Origin of the sequence: Rhodococcus sp. KRD197 (assembly GCF_017168235.1) — a bacterium.
In the GTDB taxonomy this organism is placed as follows: domain Bacteria; phylum Actinomycetota; class Actinomycetes; order Mycobacteriales; family Mycobacteriaceae; genus Rhodococcoides.
Window position 1 is genome coordinate 81,139 of sequence record NZ_JABFAO010000016.1, and the last position, 18,338, is coordinate 99,476.

15 protein-coding genes are annotated in these 18,338 nt (G+C 63.4%); 6 read left to right on the forward strand and 9 right to left on the reverse strand.

The genetic code is table 11. The features are described 5' to 3' along the window. Window positions 1-20: 20 nt before the first annotated feature. From trxA to J1M86_RS22300, 3 genes are all read right to left on the reverse strand, one after another. Window positions 21-398 (reverse strand): thioredoxin, encoded by a 378-nt coding sequence (gene trxA, locus J1M86_RS22290; protein ID WP_075840644.1) that lies wholly within the window; start codon window positions 396-398, stop codon window positions 21-23. Window positions 399-470: 72 nt separating this feature from the next. Continuing rightward, entirely contained in the window at window positions 471-1,469 is a 999-nt protein-coding gene (locus J1M86_RS22295; protein WP_075840645.1) for a helix-turn-helix domain-containing protein, read from the reverse strand. A 186-nt stretch (window positions 1,470-1,655) separates the two neighbouring features. Next, a complete protein-coding gene (locus tag J1M86_RS22300) occupies window positions 1,656-2,192 on the reverse strand; it encodes a 2'-5' RNA ligase family protein (protein ID WP_206511400.1) in 537 nt (178 codons plus the stop codon). Window positions 2,193-2,203: 11 nt separating this feature from the next. Between J1M86_RS22300 and J1M86_RS22305 the strand changes: the two genes are divergently transcribed. Continuing rightward, the gene (locus J1M86_RS22305) at window positions 2,204-3,301 is read left to right on the forward strand and encodes an isocitrate/isopropylmalate dehydrogenase family protein (RefSeq protein ID WP_075840719.1); all 1,098 of its coding nucleotides are present in this window, start codon (window positions 2,204-2,206) and stop codon (window positions 3,299-3,301) included. Window positions 3,302-3,304: 3 nt separating this feature from the next. On the opposite strand, the gene J1M86_RS22310 is transcribed toward J1M86_RS22305, so the two are convergent. Next, window positions 3,305-4,153 carry a class I SAM-dependent methyltransferase gene (locus tag J1M86_RS22310; RefSeq protein WP_307786714.1) on the reverse strand — a complete coding sequence of 283 codons (849 nt, stop codon included), beginning with the start codon at window positions 4,151-4,153 and terminating at the stop codon, window positions 3,305-3,307. 246 nt (window positions 4,154-4,399) lie between these two features. On the opposite strand from J1M86_RS22310, the gene rpsA reads away from it, so the two are divergent. Continuing rightward, the gene (rpsA, locus tag J1M86_RS22315; RefSeq protein WP_075840721.1) at window positions 4,400-5,881 is read left to right on the forward strand and encodes a 30S ribosomal protein S1; all 1,482 of its coding nucleotides are present in this window, start codon (window positions 4,400-4,402) and stop codon (window positions 5,879-5,881) included. Between the two features lie 197 nt (window positions 5,882-6,078). Here rpsA and J1M86_RS22320 read toward each other — a convergent pair whose 3' ends face one another. Then, the gene (locus tag J1M86_RS22320) at window positions 6,079-6,288 is read right to left on the reverse strand and encodes a hypothetical protein (RefSeq protein ID WP_075840646.1); all 210 of its coding nucleotides are present in this window, start codon (window positions 6,286-6,288) and stop codon (window positions 6,079-6,081) included. Window positions 6,289-6,415: 127 nt separating this feature from the next. On the opposite strand from J1M86_RS22320, the gene coaE reads away from it, so the two are divergent. Then, the gene (coaE, locus tag J1M86_RS22325; RefSeq protein ID WP_206511402.1) at window positions 6,416-7,633 is read left to right on the forward strand and encodes a dephospho-CoA kinase; all 1,218 of its coding nucleotides are present in this window, start codon (window positions 6,416-6,418) and stop codon (window positions 7,631-7,633) included. A 40-nt stretch (window positions 7,634-7,673) separates the two neighbouring features. Here the strand turns inward: coaE and J1M86_RS22330 are convergent, their stop codons facing one another. Next, window positions 7,674-8,216: a DUF402 domain-containing protein gene (locus J1M86_RS22330; protein WP_206511403.1), complete on the reverse strand. Its 543-nt coding sequence runs from the start codon at window positions 8,214-8,216 to the stop codon at window positions 7,674-7,676. Window positions 8,217-8,304: 88 nt separating this feature from the next. On the opposite strand from J1M86_RS22330, the gene uvrB reads away from it, so the two are divergent. Further along, window positions 8,305-10,467: an excinuclease ABC subunit UvrB gene (gene uvrB, locus J1M86_RS22335; RefSeq protein ID WP_206511404.1), complete on the forward strand. Its 2,163-nt coding sequence runs from the start codon at window positions 8,305-8,307 to the stop codon at window positions 10,465-10,467. Between the two features lie 54 nt (window positions 10,468-10,521). After that, window positions 10,522-11,385 (forward strand): hypothetical protein, encoded by an 864-nt coding sequence (locus J1M86_RS22340; protein ID WP_206511405.1) that lies wholly within the window; start codon window positions 10,522-10,524, stop codon window positions 11,383-11,385. On the opposite strand, the gene J1M86_RS22345 is transcribed toward J1M86_RS22340, so the two are convergent. After that, window positions 11,382-12,242 (reverse strand): ABC transporter permease, encoded by an 861-nt coding sequence (locus J1M86_RS22345; RefSeq protein ID WP_206511406.1) that lies wholly within the window; start codon window positions 12,240-12,242, stop codon window positions 11,382-11,384. The two genes, J1M86_RS22340 and J1M86_RS22345, sit on opposite strands and share 4 nt — an antisense overlap. Continuing rightward, a complete protein-coding gene (locus J1M86_RS22350; RefSeq protein WP_206511407.1) occupies window positions 12,239-15,148 on the reverse strand; it encodes an alpha/beta fold hydrolase in 2,910 nt (969 codons plus the stop codon). The genes J1M86_RS22345 and J1M86_RS22350 overlap by 4 nt, the downstream gene beginning before the upstream one ends. Window positions 15,149-15,333: 185 nt before the next feature. Between J1M86_RS22350 and J1M86_RS22355 the strand changes: the two genes are divergently transcribed. Further along, window positions 15,334-15,786, forward strand: coding sequence for a universal stress protein (locus J1M86_RS22355; RefSeq protein ID WP_075840648.1), 453 nt, complete (start codon window positions 15,334-15,336; stop codon window positions 15,784-15,786). 82 nt (window positions 15,787-15,868) lie between these two features. Here the strand turns inward: J1M86_RS22355 and J1M86_RS22360 are convergent, their stop codons facing one another. After that, a complete protein-coding gene (locus J1M86_RS22360; RefSeq protein WP_241260553.1) occupies window positions 15,869-18,103 on the reverse strand; it encodes a helicase in 2,235 nt (744 codons plus the stop codon). Between the last annotated feature and the right edge of the window lie 235 nt (window positions 18,104-18,338).

Genomic DNA, 18,338 nt, shown 5'->3' on the forward strand with positions numbered 1-18,338 from the left:
TGTTCGTACTGGTAGCGGTGTTACTCGGAGCTGTTGTCGGGGGTCTGCTCGGCGAGCTGCTTGCGGACCTCGTCCATATCGAGCGCCTTGATCTGTCCGACCAGGTCTTCCAGAGCCGCAGCGGGAAGTGCGCCTGGCTGAGCGAATACCAGCACGCCTTCGCGGAAGGCCATGATCGTGGGAATCGACTTGATGTTGGCAGCTGCGGCGAGTCCCTGCTCGGCTTCGGTGTCCACCTTGGCGTGCACCACATCGGGATGCGACTCGGAAGACTTCTCGAAGGTGGGCGCGAATTGCTTGCACGGCCCGCACCAGGACGCCCAGAAGTCGACGAGTACTACGTCGTTGCCGCCGACGATCTCGTCGAAGTTCTGCTGAGTCAATGTCTGTGTTGCCACGCCTGCCCTTTCGTCGATTCTTCTCTTGCTCTCGTGTTACTTCAACACACCACCGTGCCGGAATCATCCCGATCAAGCAGGCTGTGGAACCGAGCGGAAGGTGCGGCGGTAGGAGTTCGGGGTTGTGCAACGAACCCGAACGAAGTGTTGACGCATCACGGCTGCGTTGCCGAAACCGACGCGTTCGGCGATGACGTCCATCGACAGGTCCGAGTTCTCGAGCAGCTGTTGGGCAGCGAGAACGCGCTGGTCGTTGAGCCATCGCGCAGGCGTCGTTCCGGTCTCTGCCGCGAACCTTCGGGCGAATGTGCGTGCAGACATGTTCACTCGAGCCGATAGCACTCGAACCGACAGATCGGCGTCGAGGTGTTCGGTCATCCAGTCGAGCAGAGGGGCCAGCGTTTCCACTTCGGTCGCCGGCAGAGGCGCCGTCACGAACTGGGCCTGGCCGCCGTCGCGGTGGGGCGGAACTACCATCCGGCGGGCTATCCCGTTGGCGACGGTACTGCCCTGCTCCTTGCGCACGATGTGCAGGCACAAGTCGATTCCTGCGGCAGTCCCCGCACTGGTCAACACATTTCCGTCGTCGACATAGAGCACGTTCCGATCGACTTCGGCGAGCGGATACTCCGCGGCGAGGCGCGCGGAGTGGCGCCAGTGAGTGGTGCAGCGGCGTCCGTCGAGCAGGCCTGCTTTGCCCAGGAGAAACGCGCCGTTGCACAAGCTCGCCACTCGGGCTCCTCGTGTCACAGCTGCGCGCAGCTTGTCCAACAATGGCTCGATCGATGCGTCGTAGTCGTTGCTGCACACGTAGCTTCCGTCGACCGAGGCGTGGGTGCCACCGGCCGGGATGATGATGAGATCGGCCTCGTCGAGCTGGGCCAGGTCGTACGGCACATCGATGGTGAAACCGAACCGCGATCTGATGGGTTCGGCGACGCCGGCGATCAGCGAGAAATCGTAGGTGGGCAGGCCCTCGTCGGATCGGTCGAAGCCGAAGACCTCGCATGCGACTCCGAGTTCGAACTGCTCGGTCAGTGGCAGGAGTGGCACGACTACTCGTTTCAGCACGAAAACAATTATGGCAGAAAAACGAGGAACTGTGTCATATCTGCCACTGGTAGCGCGTAGCTGCTGGTTAGAAGCTTTCCCTATGACAATCGCACTTCTGATCCTGGCCTTTCTCGCGCCCATGTACTTGGCAATCGCTCTCGGATACGCACCCGACACGCACGCGGAGGTGACCCAGTTCGGCGACTACCGATTCTGATGCCTGCCCTCGCCTACGAGCCACTCGATTTTCCGTTCGCCGTCCCATCTCCGAAGTCCCGAGGTAGTTCCGTCGAGATCGACAGGCGTGGAGTCGAGGCATCGGATGGCGTCGAACAACTCGGTGTGAGTGAGCCTGCGCGCGATCGTGACGTGTGGGGTCCATCGCCCAGGTCTCGTGTGTGAGCGATAACCGTGGGCATCTTGCGCGAGTTCCGACACCCTCGAGTGCAGCTCGAGCAGACTTGCCGACACGACTACCGATCGAGCCAGCGTCACGGACCGGCCGCGGAACACGATCAATGCACCCAGGCGGACCGGGAATGCGCTCTCGATCGTTTCACTCTCGAGACGAGCATCGAGTCGGTCGAACTCGTCGGCCACGGACAGTGTGATGTGCGGCCGGTTCGACGAACCGGTGTGCCGACCCTGACTCGGAAGATCGGCATCGAGCAGCATCTGCCACTCCCGCCTGACGGACTCGTCGAGCGCGTCGTCGAGTATCAATTCCAGCGACTGGACCATAGTGAGTCATGATGGCTGATGTGGCTGACGGGAAAGCAAAGACGGTACGGATCGGCTCGATGGTCGGCGACGGCATCGGACACGAGATCGTTCCCGCGACGATGCGGGTGGTGGACGCTGCCGTCCAGGCGACGCACGGGCCGCATGTCGACTGGGTGAAGCTGCCGCTCGGTAGGGATGCCATCGAATCGCACGGCTCGCCGATTCCTGCCTCGACGCTGGCGGAGTTGGACACGCTGAACGGATGGGTGCTGGGACCCCACGACAGTGCGTCGTACCCGGAGGAGTTCCGTCAGCAGCTGACTCCGGGTGGGACGGTGCGTAAGACCTTCGGGCTGTTCGCGAACATCCGCCCGGCGGCGGCGCTTCCCGGCGTGCGCGCGGTGTCTCCGAACATGGATCTCGTCGTCGTGCGCGAGAACACCGAGGGCTTCTATGCCGATCGGAACATGTTCGTCGGGAGTGGGGAGTTCATGCCGACGCCCGACGTAGCACTCGCGGTAGGTGTGTTCACTCGGGACGCATGCGAGCGGATCGCCCGCCGAGCGTTTGCACTCGCGCAGGGCAGGCGTAAGCACGTCACCATCGTGCACAAGACCAATGTGCTCGCCCTGACGACGGGGTTGTTCCGGGACGCATGCCGCTCGGTCGCCGAGGACTTTCCCGATGTCCATGTCGACGAGGAGCACATCGACGCATTGACGGCGCACCTCGTGCGCCGCGGCAGCGACTTCGACGTGATCGTTGCCGAGAACATGTTCGGGGACATCCTGTCCGACCTCGCCGGGGAACTGTCCGGATCCCTCGGGATGGCTCCATCGCTCAACGCCTCGGAGACAAAGGCGATGGCGCAGGCCGCCCACGGTTCCGCTCCGGACATCGCCGGACGCAACAGAGCCAATCCCACAGCCTTGATCTTGTCCTCGGCGATGCTGCTGGACTGGCTGGCCGAACACGACGGAGATGTACGGCTGACGGCCGCGGCCACCCGAATCAGATCGGCCGTGCGGGGGACGCTGGAGTCGGGGGTAGCCACGGCGGACGTGGGAGGTCTGGCATCGACGGCCGAGTTCACCGAAGCGGTGATCGCGCGAACCCTGCGTCGATGACCGCTAGGTGAGTGGCTTGACGCAGCAGAAGATGGCAGTGCCAGGGAACAACTGTCCGCGCAGCGGACTCCACTGACCCCATTCGCGATCGAGCCACTCCGGCCAATCGGGCTCGACGATGTCTCGAAGCTCGAGTCCCGCCGCCACGATCTCGCGAACGCGGTCTCCGATCGTTCGATGATGTTCGACATAGATCGGTGTGCCCTCGGGATCGAACTCGACGTACGGGGTGCGGTCGAAGTACGGAATGGCCGCCGTCAATCCAACCGGTCCCGGATCGTCCGGAAATATCCACCGCATCGGGTGGTTTACGGCGAATACCCATTTGCCTCCGGGGCGCAGCACGCGCGCTACCTCGGCCATCACGTTTGCCGAGTCCGCGACGAACGGGACCGCGCCGAAGGCCGAGCAGGCGATGTCGAAGCTCGCGTCGGCGAAGGGCAGCGACTCCGCGCTGGCCTGGATCAATGGAGTTCTGCGAGGGTCGGAACGCATGGCGTCACGACCCTTCCCGAGCATGCCTGCCGAGATGTCGAGCCCCACCGCTCGCGCGCCCCGCGATGTCAGCCAGCGAGCGCACGGCGCGGAACCGCACCCGACCTCGAGGACATCGGCGTCCCGAGTGTCGCCGAGCAGGCCGACGTCTCCTTCGTGCAGCCCCTCGGGGCACCAGATGAACTCACCGTCGGTGCTGCCGACGCCGAGAAACTCGCCGTGCGTGCGGTGATACTCGTCCGCATCGGCATCCCACCACGTCCGACTGGCTCGATCGCTGGCTCGCGAATCGACCTTCTTGCGGCCTGGTATTACGGAAGGGGAAGGTGCCTCGGGCGAGGGCGAGCTGTCGGTCACCTGGATCACGGTAGTCGGCCGCATCGACCACCCCACCGCGTTTGCCCAGCTGTGACGCGATCGCGTACCCTGTTGAACGCGAGTGTGTTCATGCTGCGCGCAACCGCCGTGGCGGGAACACGTTTGTTCTTCATCCGTTCTGCAGTTTCGAACCGTTCACGGTCCGAAACCTGTCGAGAACACCGTTCTACAGTCCGACCGAACATCCATCAACCGATACCCAACCCGTCCGGAGCAACTCAACACATGCCCTCAACCACAACCTCACCGCAGGTGGCCGTAAACGATATCGGCTCCGCAGAGGATTTTCTCGCAGCCATCGACGCAACGATCAAGTACTTCAACGATGGTGACATCGTCGAAGGCACCATCGTCAAGGTCGATCGTGACGAGGTTCTACTCGACATCGGTTACAAGACCGAAGGCGTCATCCCTTCCCGCGAGCTCTCCATCAAGCACGACGTCGACCCCAATGAGGTCGTCTCCGTGGGAGATGAGATCGAAGCACTCGTCCTCACCAAGGAGGACAAGGAAGGCCGCCTGATCCTGTCCAAGAAGCGCGCTCAGTACGAGCGCGCCTGGGGCACGATCGAGGAGCTCAAGGAGAAGGACGAGGCCGTCAAGGGCACCGTCATCGAGGTCGTCAAGGGTGGACTCATCCTGGACATCGGTCTCCGTGGCTTCCTCCCCGCTTCGCTCGTCGAGATGCGTCGCGTCCGCGATCTCCAGCCGTACGTCGGCAAGGAGATCGAGGCGAAGATCATCGAGCTCGACAAGAACCGCAACAACGTGGTCCTTTCGCGTCGCGCGTGGCTCGAGCAGACTCAGTCCGAGGTTCGCAGCGAGTTCCTGCACCAGCTCCAGAAGGGCCAGGTCCGCAAGGGCGTCGTGTCCTCCATCGTCAACTTCGGTGCCTTCGTGGACCTCGGTGGCGTCGACGGACTCGTGCACGTCTCCGAGCTGTCCTGGAAGCACATCGATCACCCGTCCGAGGTTGTCGAGGTCGGCACCGAGGTCACCGTCGAGGTTCTCGACGTCGACCTGGACCGCGAGCGCGTTTCTCTCTCGCTCAAGGCGACGCAGGAAGATCCGTGGCGTCAGTTCGCACGGACTCACGCGATCGGCCAGATCGTGCCCGGCAAGGTCACCAAGCTCGTTCCGTTCGGCGCCTTCGTGCGCGTCGAAGAGGGCATCGAGGGCCTCGTGCACATCTCCGAGTTGGCCGAGCGCCACGTGGAGGTTCCGGACCAGGTCGTGGGTGTCGGCGACGACGCACTCGTCAAGGTCATCGACATCGATCTCGAGCGTCGTCGGATCTCGCTGAGCCTCAAGCAGGCCAACGAGGACTACGCAGAAGAGTTCGATCCGTCCAAGTACGGAATGGCCGACTCGTACGACGAGGGTGGCAACTACATCTTCCCCGAGGGCTTCGACTCCGAGACCAACGAATGGCTCGAAGGCTACGAGAAGCAGCGTGAAGAGTGGGAAGGACGCTACGCCGAGGCAGAGCGTCGCCACAAGATGCACACCGCTCAGATGGAGAAGACAGCCAAGGACGAAGCTGCCGAGGCTGCCAACACCAACTACTCCTCGGAGTCGGGTCAGGCATCCCCCGAAGCAGAAGAGGGCGACGCTCCCGCAGCGTCGGCTCCCGCGTCGACCGGCGGATCACTGGCCAGCGATGCTCAGCTCGCTGCGCTGCGTGAGAAGCTGTCGGGCAACGCCTGATAGAAGCAACGCCTGATAGAAGATGTCCACCCGTAAGGGTGTGATCTCGAGGCCCCGGCTCCCTACGTGGAGTCGGGGCCTTCTTCCTTTCACGAGAAGCCCTGCGGGAGAGTTACCTCGACCGGAGACTCGGCAGATACAAGAATGGACCCGATCCGTGAGGATTCGGGTCCATTGTCGCAAAACGACGTGTCGGTTCAACCTGCGACGGCGGGACTCCATTGAGCAACGGCACCGGTCCGCTTACGCATGGACGCGAAGCTGTGACGAGCCGGGCTGAGCAGATTCGTGAACCAGTTACGCCGATGATCGGCCAACGCCAAGGCAACCTCGGGTATCAAAACGACATGAATTCCCGATTCCATGCCGAGACGGTGCCGACCCGGTTGGATCCGATTGCTTCGCATGGGTGTCCTTTTCGCTGGCAGTGGGTCGGCAATACTTATCTCGCACGATGAAGATAACGGACGAATCCCCGAACCTGATGCATTTGGGGCTGGTGTGCTTCGGCGTGTTCGATGACAGACTGGGTTCATGTTGAGACTCGGCCTCACCGGAGGCATAGGAGCAGGCAAGTCCACGGTATCGAAAACGCTCGTCGAGCTCGGCGGTGTTCTCGTCGACGCGGACGTGATCGCCCGCGAAGTAGTCGAGCCGGGCACGGCCGGTCTAGCGCAATTGGTCGACGCATTCGGTGATGACGTCCTCGACTCCAGCGGGGCTCTCGATCGACCGGCGCTCGCGGCCAAGGCATTCGGTGACGACGACTCACGTGCCAAGCTGAATTCGATCGTTCACCCGCTCATCGGTGCGAGAACAGCTGAGCTCATCGACGGAGCTCCCGACGACGCCGTCGTGATTCAGGACATCCCGCTGTTGGTCGAGGGAAACATGGGTGCGCTGTTCCAACTGGTCGCCGTGGTTCATGCGGATGCGGAGCAACGACTGGATCGGTTGGTGAATCAGCGCAAGATGCCCGAGCACGACGCACGGGCACGCATTGCAGCACAGGCCACCGACGATGCGAGACGAGCCGCAGCCGACATCTGGATCGACAACAGCGGCGCGCCCGAGGATCTCGACGAAGTCGTTCGGTCGTTGTGGTTCGAGCGTCTTGTGCCGTTCGAGAAGAACATTCGTCACGCGCACGCCGTCGACACACCCGCTGCGTTGGTACCGGCCGATGCTGCGTGGCCGGCCCAAGCGCAACGCATCATTGCGCGGTTGGCGGTGGCGTGCGGAAATGCCGCTGTGCGAATCGATCACATCGGATCGACCGCTGTACCCGGCCTGCCGGCCAAAGACGTCATCGACATCCAGATCACCGTGGCCGGTATGGAAGCGGCGGATGCGTTGGCAGAATCGTTGCGACGTATCGGCTTTCCTCGGTTGGAGAACGTCGTCTCGGATGATCCGAAGCCTGCCTACGGCATTGGCGGCGAAGCGGATCCGGCTATGTGGGCCAAGAGGCTTCATGGTGCAGCGGATCCAGGACGGACCGCGAACATTCACATCAGAGTCGACGGTTGGCCGGGGCAACGATTTGCGCTCCTCTTTCGCGACTGGCTCCGTGCCGACGCCGACGCCGCAGCGCAGTACCTCCAGATCAAGGAGTCGGCGGCTGCTGCTGCCGAACGCGAAAACGGTTACGACGACAGTGTCGTGGCGTACGCCGATGTGAAGGCACCGTGGTTCGATCAGGCCTACGTGCGGGCCTGGAAGTGGGCGGGGGAGTTCGGCTGGTCGACTTGATCTTCGCCGGCCCGGTTGCACCGAGTAGGTCGAGCTCGTCTCAGCGAACTGTCTGCGGTCGCCAGGTGGTCGTCATTCCGAGCGAGGCAAGCCAGGCGTCGAGGTCGTAGTCGTGAGCGGCGAGACCCGCTACCGTGTACACGGATCGGTTCATCGCCGTTGTGGCGGTTTCGGTATCGAGGTGGTTCTCCACGCGGGCCTCGACGAGTTCGTCGGCATCGAGGAAGTCGTAGCCTCGACCGGTGCGGACCACGATGTCGAGGTAGTGATCCACCGATGTCCACACCGCCGGTCCGGCTCGGAATTCGCCGACGTCGAGGTAGTAGTTCTGATCGCGCACGTGCCCCGGCAAGTAGTGGAAGATCGAGGCCCGTAGCCCGAGACTGGGAAGCAGCCACGACTGCAGGTAGTCGAACTGGGGATGATCGGACGGGCGAGCCATGTACAGGCCCCAGGGTTCGACCCGGTATTCGTCGACGGGCCGCACGTAGCCCTTCGGGTCGGTATTGGTGAGCCCTGGTACGTCGAAATACTCGACCTTCGGCGGGTGGACGTGAACGGGCGTTACGGCGGATTCGTCCATGAACGAAAAAGCTACCGGGTGTGCGCCGGCACCGCGTCGAAACACTGCAGCGATCGAATGTGTCGGTGGCCGCGTCTACCCTGGTTGTATGGCGTTTGCATCCGAACATCCCGTGGTGGCTCACTCGGAGTTCCGTCCCGTCGGAGAGATCGAGCGGACGGGGCCCGCATTCGAGGTCGTCAGTGAGCACAAACCGGCCGGCGATCAGCCCTCGGCCATTGCCGAGCTCGAACGCAGAATTCGTGCAGACGAGAAGGACGTCGTCCTGCTCGGTGCAACCGGTACCGGCAAGTCCGCGACCACCGCGTGGCTCATCGAGAAGCTCCAGCGTCCGACGCTGGTCATGGCACCGAACAAGACACTGGCCGCGCAGCTGGCCAACGAGCTGCGAGACATGCTGCCGAACAATGCGGTCGAGTACTTCGTCTCGTACTACGACTACTACCAACCCGAGGCCTACATCGCGCAGACCGACACCTACATCGAAAAGGACTCGTCGGTCAACGACGACGTCGAGAGACTGCGGCATTCGGCCACAGCAAACCTGCTCTCGCGGCGAGACGTGGTCGTGGTCGCCTCGGTGTCGTGCATCTATGGTCTCGGAACGCCGCAGTCGTATGTCGACCGGTCCATCGACCTTCAGGTCGGCGTCGAGGTGCCTCGCGATGCCTTGCTACGCCTGCTGGTCGATGTGCAGTACACGCGCAACGACATGGCATTCACACGTGGTTCGTTCCGCGTTCGCGGGGACACCGTCGAGATCATCCCGTCGTACGAGGAGCTCGCGGTGCGCATCGAGTTCTTCGGTGACGAGATCGAGGCTCTGTACTACCTGCATCCGTTGACGGGCGATATCGTCCGCAAGGTCGACTCGGTGCGCATCTTCCCGGCGACGCACTACGTGGCGGGTCCGGAGCGCATGGAGAAGGCCGTCAAGAACATCGAAGCCGAGCTCGAAGATCGCCTTGCCGAGCTCGAGAACAAAGGGAAGCTGCTCGAGGCCCAGAGGTTGCGGATGCGGACGCAGTACGACCTGGAGATGATCAAGCAGGTGGGCTTCTGTTCGGGCATCGAGAACTACTCGCGGCATATAGACGGTCGCGGTCCCGGTACGGCTCCGGCTACGTTGATCGACTACTTCCCCGACGACTTCCTCCTCGTGATCGACGAATCTCACGTGACGGTTCCGCAGATCGGTGCCATGTACGAGGGCGATATGTCGCGCAAACGGAATCTGGTGGAATTCGGATTCCGGTTGCCGTCCGCCACTGACAACCGGCCGCTGACGTGGGAGGAATTCACTCAGCGCATCGGCCAGACGGTGTACCTGTCGGCCACGCCCGGCAAGTACGAGCTGGGTCAGACGGGCGGCGAGTTCGTCGAGCAGGTCATTCGTCCCACTGGATTGGTCGACCCGAAGGTCGTCGTCAAGCCGACCAAGGGGCAGATCGACGATCTGGTGCACGAGATCCGTGGTCGCGCCGAGAAGAACGAACGCATCCTGGTCACCACCCTGACCAAGAAGATGTCCGAGGATCTCACCGACTATCTGTTGGAACTGGGGATCCGGGTCCGATACCTGCACTCGGATATCGATACGTTGCGGCGGGTGGAGCTTCTGCGTCAACTTCGACTCGGCGAGTACGACGTCCTCATCGGAATCAACCTGCTCCGTGAGGGCCTGGACCTCCCTGAGGTTTCGTTGGTGGCAATTCTCGATGCCGACAAGGAAGGTTTTCTCCGCAGCGGTACCAGCTTGATTCAGACCATCGGGCGTGCAGCTCGAAATGTGTCCGGCGAGGTGCACATGTATGCGGACAAGATCACGGCCTCGATGGCCTATGCCATCGAGGAGACCGAACGCAGACGTGAGAAGCAGATTGCGTACAACAAGGAGAAGGGCGTCGACCCGCAGCCGCTGCGAAAGAAGATCGCCGACATTCTCGATCAGGTCTACGAGGAGGCCGAGGACACCGAATCGTCGATCGAGGTCGGAGGCTCGGGGCGAAATGCCAGTCGTGGTCGTCGTGCACAGGGGGAGAAGGGTCGCGCGGTCAGCTCTGGTGTCTACGAGCAACAAGACGTCTCGTCCATGCCACGCGCAGAGCTCGCCGCGCTGGTGCAGAACCTCACCGATCAGATGATGAACGCTGCGCGTGAACTTCAGTTCGAACTGGCAGGGCGGTTGCGCGATGAGATCCATGACCTGAAGAAGGAGCTGCGCGGCATGGATGCGGCAGGCTTGAAGTAGCGCTCATCCGGGTCCGCCCGACGGTGGGGCTCGGTGTTTCGATACGGTTCGACCATGGATGCCTCCACTGCCGGTCGGAGTGCTCGCGCACTCGAACTACTGCACTCGATGACCTACTTCGTTCCCGAGACGCAGGACGCGTTGATTGGGGCCGGGCTGGAAGGTCGGGCCTGCTACTTCGCCGGGCGGGCAGCGCCGTTGGGAGCGGTAGGAGCCGGCGTCGTCACGGCGACGTTCTACAACTTCAATATCGAGCTGATCGAACCACTCATTCCAGCGGCATGGTCGATCGTATCGCCGGAAAAGGTGACCGAAATCCGCTACCGCGCGATGGGTGACGCCTACGTTCGTCTACTCGGCGACGAGGTGGTGAACTCGCCCGAGATGTCGGAGGCAGCTGAGCTCGCATCGATCGCGGCGCGTGGAATTCCCGTCGTCGACGGTCGGCCCCTGTACGCGGCCTACGCGGATCTACCTTGGCCGACCGACCCGCATCTGGCGTTCTGGCACGCACTGACATTGCTGCGCGAACACCGCGGCGACGGTCACATCTCCGCACTGCAGACCGCCGAGCTGAGCGGTATCGACGCCCTGATCACACACACGGCAACCGGATACGGTTTCGAGAAGGAATTCGCCCGCAAGCGTCGCGGATGGTCGAACGAACAATGGGACTCGGCAGTGCAGCGTCTGCAGGACCGAGAGATCCTCGATTCAGCGGGTGCACTGACCGATCACGGTAAGGACCTCCGCGCCTTGGTCGAGGACATCACCAACGACCTTGCGCTCGCCCCGTGGGCCGCGTTGGGCGAGGACGGTGCAGCACGGCTGGTGGAGCTGGCGTTGCCGTGGCGGCAAGAGTTGCTCGCCCAGAAGGTCTTTCCCGACGGGATCTTCGGTCCGGCGATCAAGCGCTAGCTGGTGATGTCCTTCGAGCCGAATCGAAGCCACGCAGTGACGCCGAAGACCGTGGCGTAGGCGAGCGCGGAGAATGTGCCCACCACCATGTCGTTCCACTCGATGGTGGGCGAGAGGGCGTCGATCCACGAGTTCGCGTAGTGGCCGGGCAAGTAATTGCGTAGGGATCCCAGCGCGGTGATCTGGTCGAGAATCTGCATCAGAATCGAGGTCATCACGGCGCCACCGACGGCTCCCAGCGGGGCATCGGTCAGCACCGACAGCAACATCGCAAGACCTGCGACCCACAACAGATTGACGGCGATGTAGCCGACCGCGATGAGCAGCCTCGCGACGGCGTCCCCGTAGGCCAGCCCGTCGCCGAAGGGCGTCACCAGCGGGTCCGCGCCGTACAGGGCGGTGCCCAGCGCCAGCGAGACGCCCACGAGTACACCGATCGCAGCAAGTGAGAGCGTTGCCGATACCAGCGCCTTCTGCAACAACAGCCGGGTTCTCGGTACAGGTATCGCCAGCAGGTACCGCAGCGAGGACCACGAGGCTTCGCTCGCGACGGAATCGCCGAAGAACAACGCGACCACGACGATCAGCAGGAAGCCCACGGACATGAACAGAGCGAACACGGTGAAGTTCACTCCGCCCCGTGTTCCGAGCTCGATGAGTCCGCCGGCGTCGGAGTCCGACTCGGACGAGCTTCCGACGGTGAAGGCGATGGCGAGGATCACCGGCAGCAGGGCGAGGAACCCGATGGCGAGTTGCGTTCGGCGGCGCCCGAACTGCCGGCGTAGTTCCGTTACGTAGGGGAGAGTGTGGCTGCCGACGTAGCCGGGCGCCCGGCCATCCGAATGTGTGGTGCTCATCGATCACCCTTCGTCGAGACGAGTTCGTCCGGTGCCTCCGGCAGGGCATCGTTGTGGACGAGCTCGAGGAAAACATCTTCGAGTCGAGTCGACTGCGACAACCCGCGCAGGCGGAACCCGGCATCGAACAGTGCGCGTGAGACCTCTGCCGGATCCATCCCGCCGAGATCGACCCGCACCGTGGATTCGTCGACGACCGTTGGTGAACAACCCATCTCCGTGAGAACGGATGCGGCCCTGTTCGCGTCGTCCACTCGGACCTCGGTTTGACCGCCGGCTTCCGTCAGCTCGCGAACCGTGCCGGAACTGATCACCGAGCCCCTGTTCATGACGACCACATGGGTACAGGTCTGCTCGACCTCAGCCAGCAGGTGGCTCGACACCAGCACGGTGCGCCCGGTCTTCGCGTAGTTGATCAGCACCTCACGCATCGTCCTGATCTGAGGTGGATCGAGACCGTTGGTCGGCTCGTCGAGAACCATCAGATCGGGGAGCCCGAGCATTGCCTGGGCGATCGCGAGTCGCTGCCGCATGCCCTGGCTGTACGACTTGACCTTGCGTTCGATAGCCGCACCCAAGTCTGCGATCTCGAGGGCTTCCTCCAGGTGAGCGTCCTCGGTGGGCCGTCCCGTGGCCTGCCAGTACAGGCGCAGATTCTCTCGACCACTCAGGTGCGGCAGGAAGCCGGAGCCCTCGACGAAAGAGCCGAGTCGTGACAGCACCGGTGCTCCCGGCGTCACCTTGTGACCGAATACGCGGATATCGCCGCTCGTCGGTGTGATGAGCCCCATCAGCATTCGCAGAGTTGTGGTCTTGCCTGCGCCGTTCGGTCCCAGTAGCCCGAGGACCTGCCCCTTCTGTACCTCGAAGCCGACGCCGTCCACCGCCTTGAATCCGTTCGAGTACGTCTTCGCGAGGTCGGTGATGACGAGGGGCGTGTCGATCAGGGTCTCGTCGACTTCGGCGACGAGACGTCGGCGGGACCGAATCACGTTGACGGTGATCAAGACGCCGATTGCGAAAACGATGACTCCGATGCCGACGAGCGGGGCGATCGGGACCGAGCTCGCCGAACTCGATTCGCCCTCCACCGAGGGAACCGTCAGAATCGAATCGTCCAGCGCGACAACGAACTGAGCGGGCTCGAGCGGAACCGCGTATGCCTGATCGGTGGTGGAAACCGAGATCTCGATGCTGTGGCCCTCGGGGACCGGGTAGCTGACGGCAGGCAACGTCACGGTCACCGGTAGGGGACCGTCGTTGACGGAATCGGGCAATCGGACGGCCGACACCGCGCCACCTGGCAGGGTGCGAGTGCCGTCCGGTGCCACGTCGTACAGCTTGACGAACAGCACTGCTTCACCGGGCGAACTGAACGCGCCCACCCGAAGGTTCACTCGCGATGAACCCGTTATGGACATTGGTTCGGTCAGGGGGTTGCTGACGAACGACGCGGCCTGGCCGGGAAGGTCTGCCGAGAGCTGGGCGCCTGCCGAAGTCGCAGTCAATGTCGACAGGACCGAACCCAGACCTGGCACCGACGAGATCGCCGACGGTGACGCTCCAGGGGGCCGAATGATGGTTTGCTGCGCCGGCGCGGGCGGTTGCCCCGGGACGTCCGCGGGACGAAGTTCGATGGGAACGGTTCGCGTGGAGGCAGACTCGGCCGGATCAGTTGCCAACCCCGGATAGCGTGGGGCTGTCATCACTTCGTTCCGCTCACGTTCGCGCTCCACCGCCGAACCTTGGACGGCGAACGAGAACGGGAGCTGCTGGGATTGCGTCTCGTCGGCCGAGTCGGGCTTCAGTTCGGCATCGAGAAAGGCAGCCGCAGCAGCGTCACCTGCACCTCCGGTACCGCCGCCGTCGTGTCCGCCGGCGATCCAGGTCACCTCGACGTCACCGCCGCCGGCGGTGATCTGACGGGCTGTGGCATCGGCCTGATCGAGGCCGAACAGGGTGTCCTGCAGACCTTGAACGAGCAGAGTCGGGGCTGTGATGTTTGCGGCTACAGCTGCGGGTGAGTGGGCGGTGAGCAACTGCAGTAGTTCCGAGGTGGGTTCGCCGGAGACGGCCGACTGCGCATACGCAGCGCAGAACTCGGGGGCGAACCGCCCACATCCGTCGGTGCCGGCTGTCGAATCGGCCTCGGCGGGGGAGTTGCCGGATGTGTTGCCCGCGCCACCGGCCTGCGCACTGCCTGCACCGAAGAAGACACCGGCCCAGCCACGTTTCAACACACCCGGTCCGCCGTAGACCGAACCAGCGGGCGTTTCGACGCCGGCCAGTTGCTCGAGATCGGCATCGGTGGTGACCCCGTAGTTGGGGAAGAGAGCCTGACCGAGGTCGTTCCAGGTGATCGAGGCCGCGACGGCGTCGATACGGGGGTCGGTTCCTGCGACGCTCAGCGCCAGCGCGCCGCCATACGATCCGCCGGCGACGCCTACCCGCGGGTCGCTGGGGGCATCGAGCAGTACCTCGGGTCGTTCGGACAGCCAGTCGACCATGGCACGGCCGTCGGCCACTTCTCGGTCGGGGTCGTTGATCGAGATCGTCCCCGTGCTCGCGCCGAAGCCTCGGGCGCTGTAGGTCAGCACGGCGTAGCCGGTTTCGGCGAGCGCGCGGGCCCTGTCCTCGACCGAGAACTTGTCTCCGCCGAATCCGTGTGCGAGCAGCACCGCGGGGGCGGGGTTCGTCTCGGGCAGAAACAGTCGGGCATCGAGGTCGACCACCTCGGCACTGCCGGGGCTTTCCGGTACCGTGATCGTGGTATCTAGCACGGACACGTCCTCGTCGACGTCGGTGGAACGCACGACGAGGAGGATCGATGCTGTTGCCACGATCAAGATCGAAAGGGCCGCGAGCAGTACGGTCGGAAGGGACCGACGCGGCCGGGGGATGCGCATGTGAACCACAGTATGTGAGACCACGAACTCGTGTTGTCACCGAACTACCCATCGCATCGGGTGGTTACGGATAGGGTCATCGAAATGGTCTCTGGGGACCGCATATCGGGTCTGTGACACACCACAGGTTCGTTGCCGTGGGATCCACTCGAAGTGTGACAGAACACCTACAACTGGAGGAATGAATGAGTGCCTACCGCACTGTCGTCGTCGGAACCGATGGCTCCGAATCGTCTTTGCGGGCTGTGGAGAAGGCCGGTGCACTGGCCGGCGATGCCGACGCCCAGCTCGTGATCGCTTGCGCCTACTACCCGGCCGACCCCAAGGACACCAGCAAAGCTGCTGACGCGCTGCGCGAGGACGCCTACCAGATCACCGGATCTGCGCCGACCCACGAAATCCTCCGCACCGCGCGGGAACACGCGACCAAGGTCGGCGCGAAGAACATCGAAGAGCGAGCGATCGTCGGTGCCCCGGTGGAGTCACTGCTGCAGCTGGTCGACGACGTCAAGGCCGACCTTCTGGTCGTGGGCAACCGCGGACTCAACTCGCTCACGGGCCGTTTGCTCGGTTCGGTTCCGTCGGATGCAGCCCGCAAGTCGACCTGTGACGTATTGATCGTGCACACGGTGCGCTGACGCGCACACCCACACATGGCAGTGGCCCGGCAGACCCGCAAGGGATTGCCGGGCCACTTCTGTATGTCAGGGCACGTGTATATCAGGGCACGAGTGCGTCGAACGGAGTGAGTGCCGAGAGCACCGAAGGGAGTTCTCCCGCATGCACTACGCCCAGTCTCTGCGTCGCACGGGTGAGTGCCACGTAGAGATCGCCCATCCCGCGGGGGGATTCGTCGACGATGTCGGCAGGCTCGATCAGGAGCACCGAGTCGAACTCGAGCCCCTTGGCGTCCTTCACCGTCGACACCGTCACCACTTCGGACCGTAGGTGGGTCAGTTCGGGAAGTAGCGCCCGTGGGGCCAGCACCGCACTGATGCCGGGTCTCGGGTGTTCCGAGAGGCGTTGCTCCACGGCGGAGACGAGACTGTTCTCGTCGACGCGCTGAGCCCACGGAGAATGCCCGGCGTCTCGGACCGATCGAGGTGTCGACTGAACCGGATCGATTGCCGCGAGAACGTCACGCGCGACAGTCATTATCTCGGACGGTGTCCGATAGTTGACCGTCAATTCGGTTCTCTTCCACCGTTGCGCAACATACGGTTCGAGCACATCGCCCCAGGACGTCGTACCTGCCGGGTCACCGGTTTGCGCGGTATCGCCGACCAATGTCATCCATCGGTTCGGAATGCGACGCATCACCATGCGCCATGCCATCTCGGACAACTCTTGGGCCTCGTCGACGATGACGTGGCCGTAGGTCCAGGTGCGGTCACCGGCCGCACGCTCGGCGGTGGTCAACCTCGCGCCGGAATTCTGTCTGCTTGCAAGCTGATTCGCATCGATGAGGTCGTAGGCCATGAGAATTTCGGGATCCAGTTCGTCTTCGAGATCCTGTGGCGCCGAACCGGTCAAGATATCGAGAGCGCCCTGTGCATCCGCAATCTGGTTGCGCCACCTGCGATTCTCCTGTTCGCGTTCGGCAGCGTCGTCGATCCCGAGCAGTTCGGCGAGCTCGTCCAGCAGTGGTGCGTCGGCGGAGCTGAAGCCCGCGCCCGTGCGAACCAGGGCCTTGCGCTCGTCTTCCGCTAGATCTGGCGCGGCAGACGCGATTCGCTCGGGGGAGGCAAACAGGTCGCGGAGAACCTGCTGCGGCGTCAGGTCGGGCCACAATTGGTCTATGGCGTGCATCACATCCGCGTCCTGGGTCATCTCCTCGCGCATGTCCGATACGTCGTCGCGGCTGAGCAAGCTCCCCCCGTCGACCAGGTTTTCACCCAGTCTCGACGCGAGCTGCTGGGTGAGTCCGTCGACCACGGCCGCCACGAACAGCGGCCGCGCCAGATTGTGTGGACGTCGTGACGACCGCGCACGGCCGCGAGCTCGCGTGACGATCTTCTTGTCGAGCACGATGGCGTAGGTGTCGAAGCGCAGCCGGGTGGGTTCGGAAGGGACCTGCTGGCGGTCGCGAACCGCTTTCGTCAGCACCTCGACCATCGAGGCCGAACCTTTCACCCGTGCGGCCGCAACAGAGTCCTCGACCGTGGACCGCACGCCGGGGTAGAGATTGCCGATAGTCGAGAGCAGCACACCGGTTTCACCGAGGGACGGAAGAACCTGGCCGATGTAGTCCAGGAACGTCGCGTTCGGTCCGATGATCAAGACGCCGCTCTTCGCGAGTTGCTGACGATACGTGTACAGCAGGTATGCGGCTCGGTGCAGTGCGACGGCGGTCTTTCCGGTGCCGGGTCCGCCCTGGACGACGAGCACGCTTCGGTGCTCCGAGCGAATGATGGCGTCCTGTTCGCTCTGGATGGTTTCGACGATGTCGTTCATCTGGCCGGTGCGCGCGGTATCGAGAGCCGACAGGAGCGCACTCTCGCCGGCGACGCCGGTTGCGTCCGAGTCGAGTCCGGCTTCGATGGCGGCATCGAGATCGAGGTACTCGTCGGCGAGCGAGGTGACGCGTCGGCTGCGCGTGCGAATATGGCGCCGGCGCAGCACGTTCTCCGGGGCTGCCGGGGTGGCCAAGTAGAACGGCCGGGCCATCGGCGCGCGCCAATCCAGCAGCAACGTCTCGTAGTCGCGTGCCTCGTCGAGGATGCCGACGCGCCCGACGTATCGAATCGGCGCATCATCCTCGGACGAGCGGAGGTCGATGCGGCCGAAGCACAGGCCGTTCTCCGCTGCGTCGTACTTCGCGATGTCGTCGGTGTAGAGGTGCGTGAAGGATTCTCGCTCGCTTCGAGCCTGCGGTGTGCCACCGGTCTCGAGCAGCACGGTGCTCAGTCGCTGTTGCGCGTAACGCCGCAAGGCGTCGAGTTGGTCGTAGAGCATCGTCACGTATGACTGTTCGCGTTCGACATCCGAACGCGCGTCAGTGGCGACAGTGGGGCCGTCGTCCGGCAAAGGTTCTCCTCGGGGAGTTCGGCAGAGAGATTTCGGCGGCATTTCCCTGGGCATCGTTTCCGACGTCCGGGGCCCGGTCTGTGAGGGACCGGAGTGTGAAATGGAGGTCGGTTGGAAAACGCCCGAATAGTCTATGACGAAAACGAACCCCGCCGCAGAACCG

Coding starts and splice junctions, on each gene's coding strand:
- J1M86_RS22300 (WP_206511400.1), bottom strand. CDS start 2,192: ATGGTCCAGTCGCTGGAATTGATACTCGACGACGCGCTCGACGAGTCC.
- J1M86_RS22305 (WP_075840719.1), top strand. CDS start 2,204: ATGGCTGATGTGGCTGACGGGAAAGCAAAGACGGTACGGATCGGCTCG.
- rpsA (WP_075840721.1), top strand. CDS start 4,400: ATGCCCTCAACCACAACCTCACCGCAGGTGGCCGTAAACGATATCGGC.
- J1M86_RS22320 (WP_075840646.1), bottom strand. CDS start 6,288: ATGCGAAGCAATCGGATCCAACCGGGTCGGCACCGTCTCGGCATGGAA.
- coaE (WP_206511402.1), top strand. CDS start 6,416: ATGTTGAGACTCGGCCTCACCGGAGGCATAGGAGCAGGCAAGTCCACG.
- J1M86_RS22330 (WP_206511403.1), bottom strand. CDS start 8,216: ATGGACGAATCCGCCGTAACGCCCGTTCACGTCCACCCGCCGAAGGTC.
- uvrB (WP_206511404.1), top strand. CDS start 8,305: ATGGCGTTTGCATCCGAACATCCCGTGGTGGCTCACTCGGAGTTCCGT.
- J1M86_RS22340 (WP_206511405.1), top strand. CDS start 10,522: ATGGATGCCTCCACTGCCGGTCGGAGTGCTCGCGCACTCGAACTACTG.
- J1M86_RS22345 (WP_206511406.1), bottom strand. CDS start 12,242: ATGAGCACCACACATTCGGATGGCCGGGCGCCCGGCTACGTCGGCAGC.
- J1M86_RS22350 (WP_206511407.1), bottom strand. CDS start 15,148: ATGCGCATCCCCCGGCCGCGTCGGTCCCTTCCGACCGTACTGCTCGCG.
- J1M86_RS22355 (WP_075840648.1), top strand. CDS start 15,334: ATGAGTGCCTACCGCACTGTCGTCGTCGGAACCGATGGCTCCGAATCG.
- J1M86_RS22360 (WP_241260553.1), bottom strand. CDS start 18,103: ATGCTCTACGACCAACTCGACGCCTTGCGGCGTTACGCGCAACAGCGA.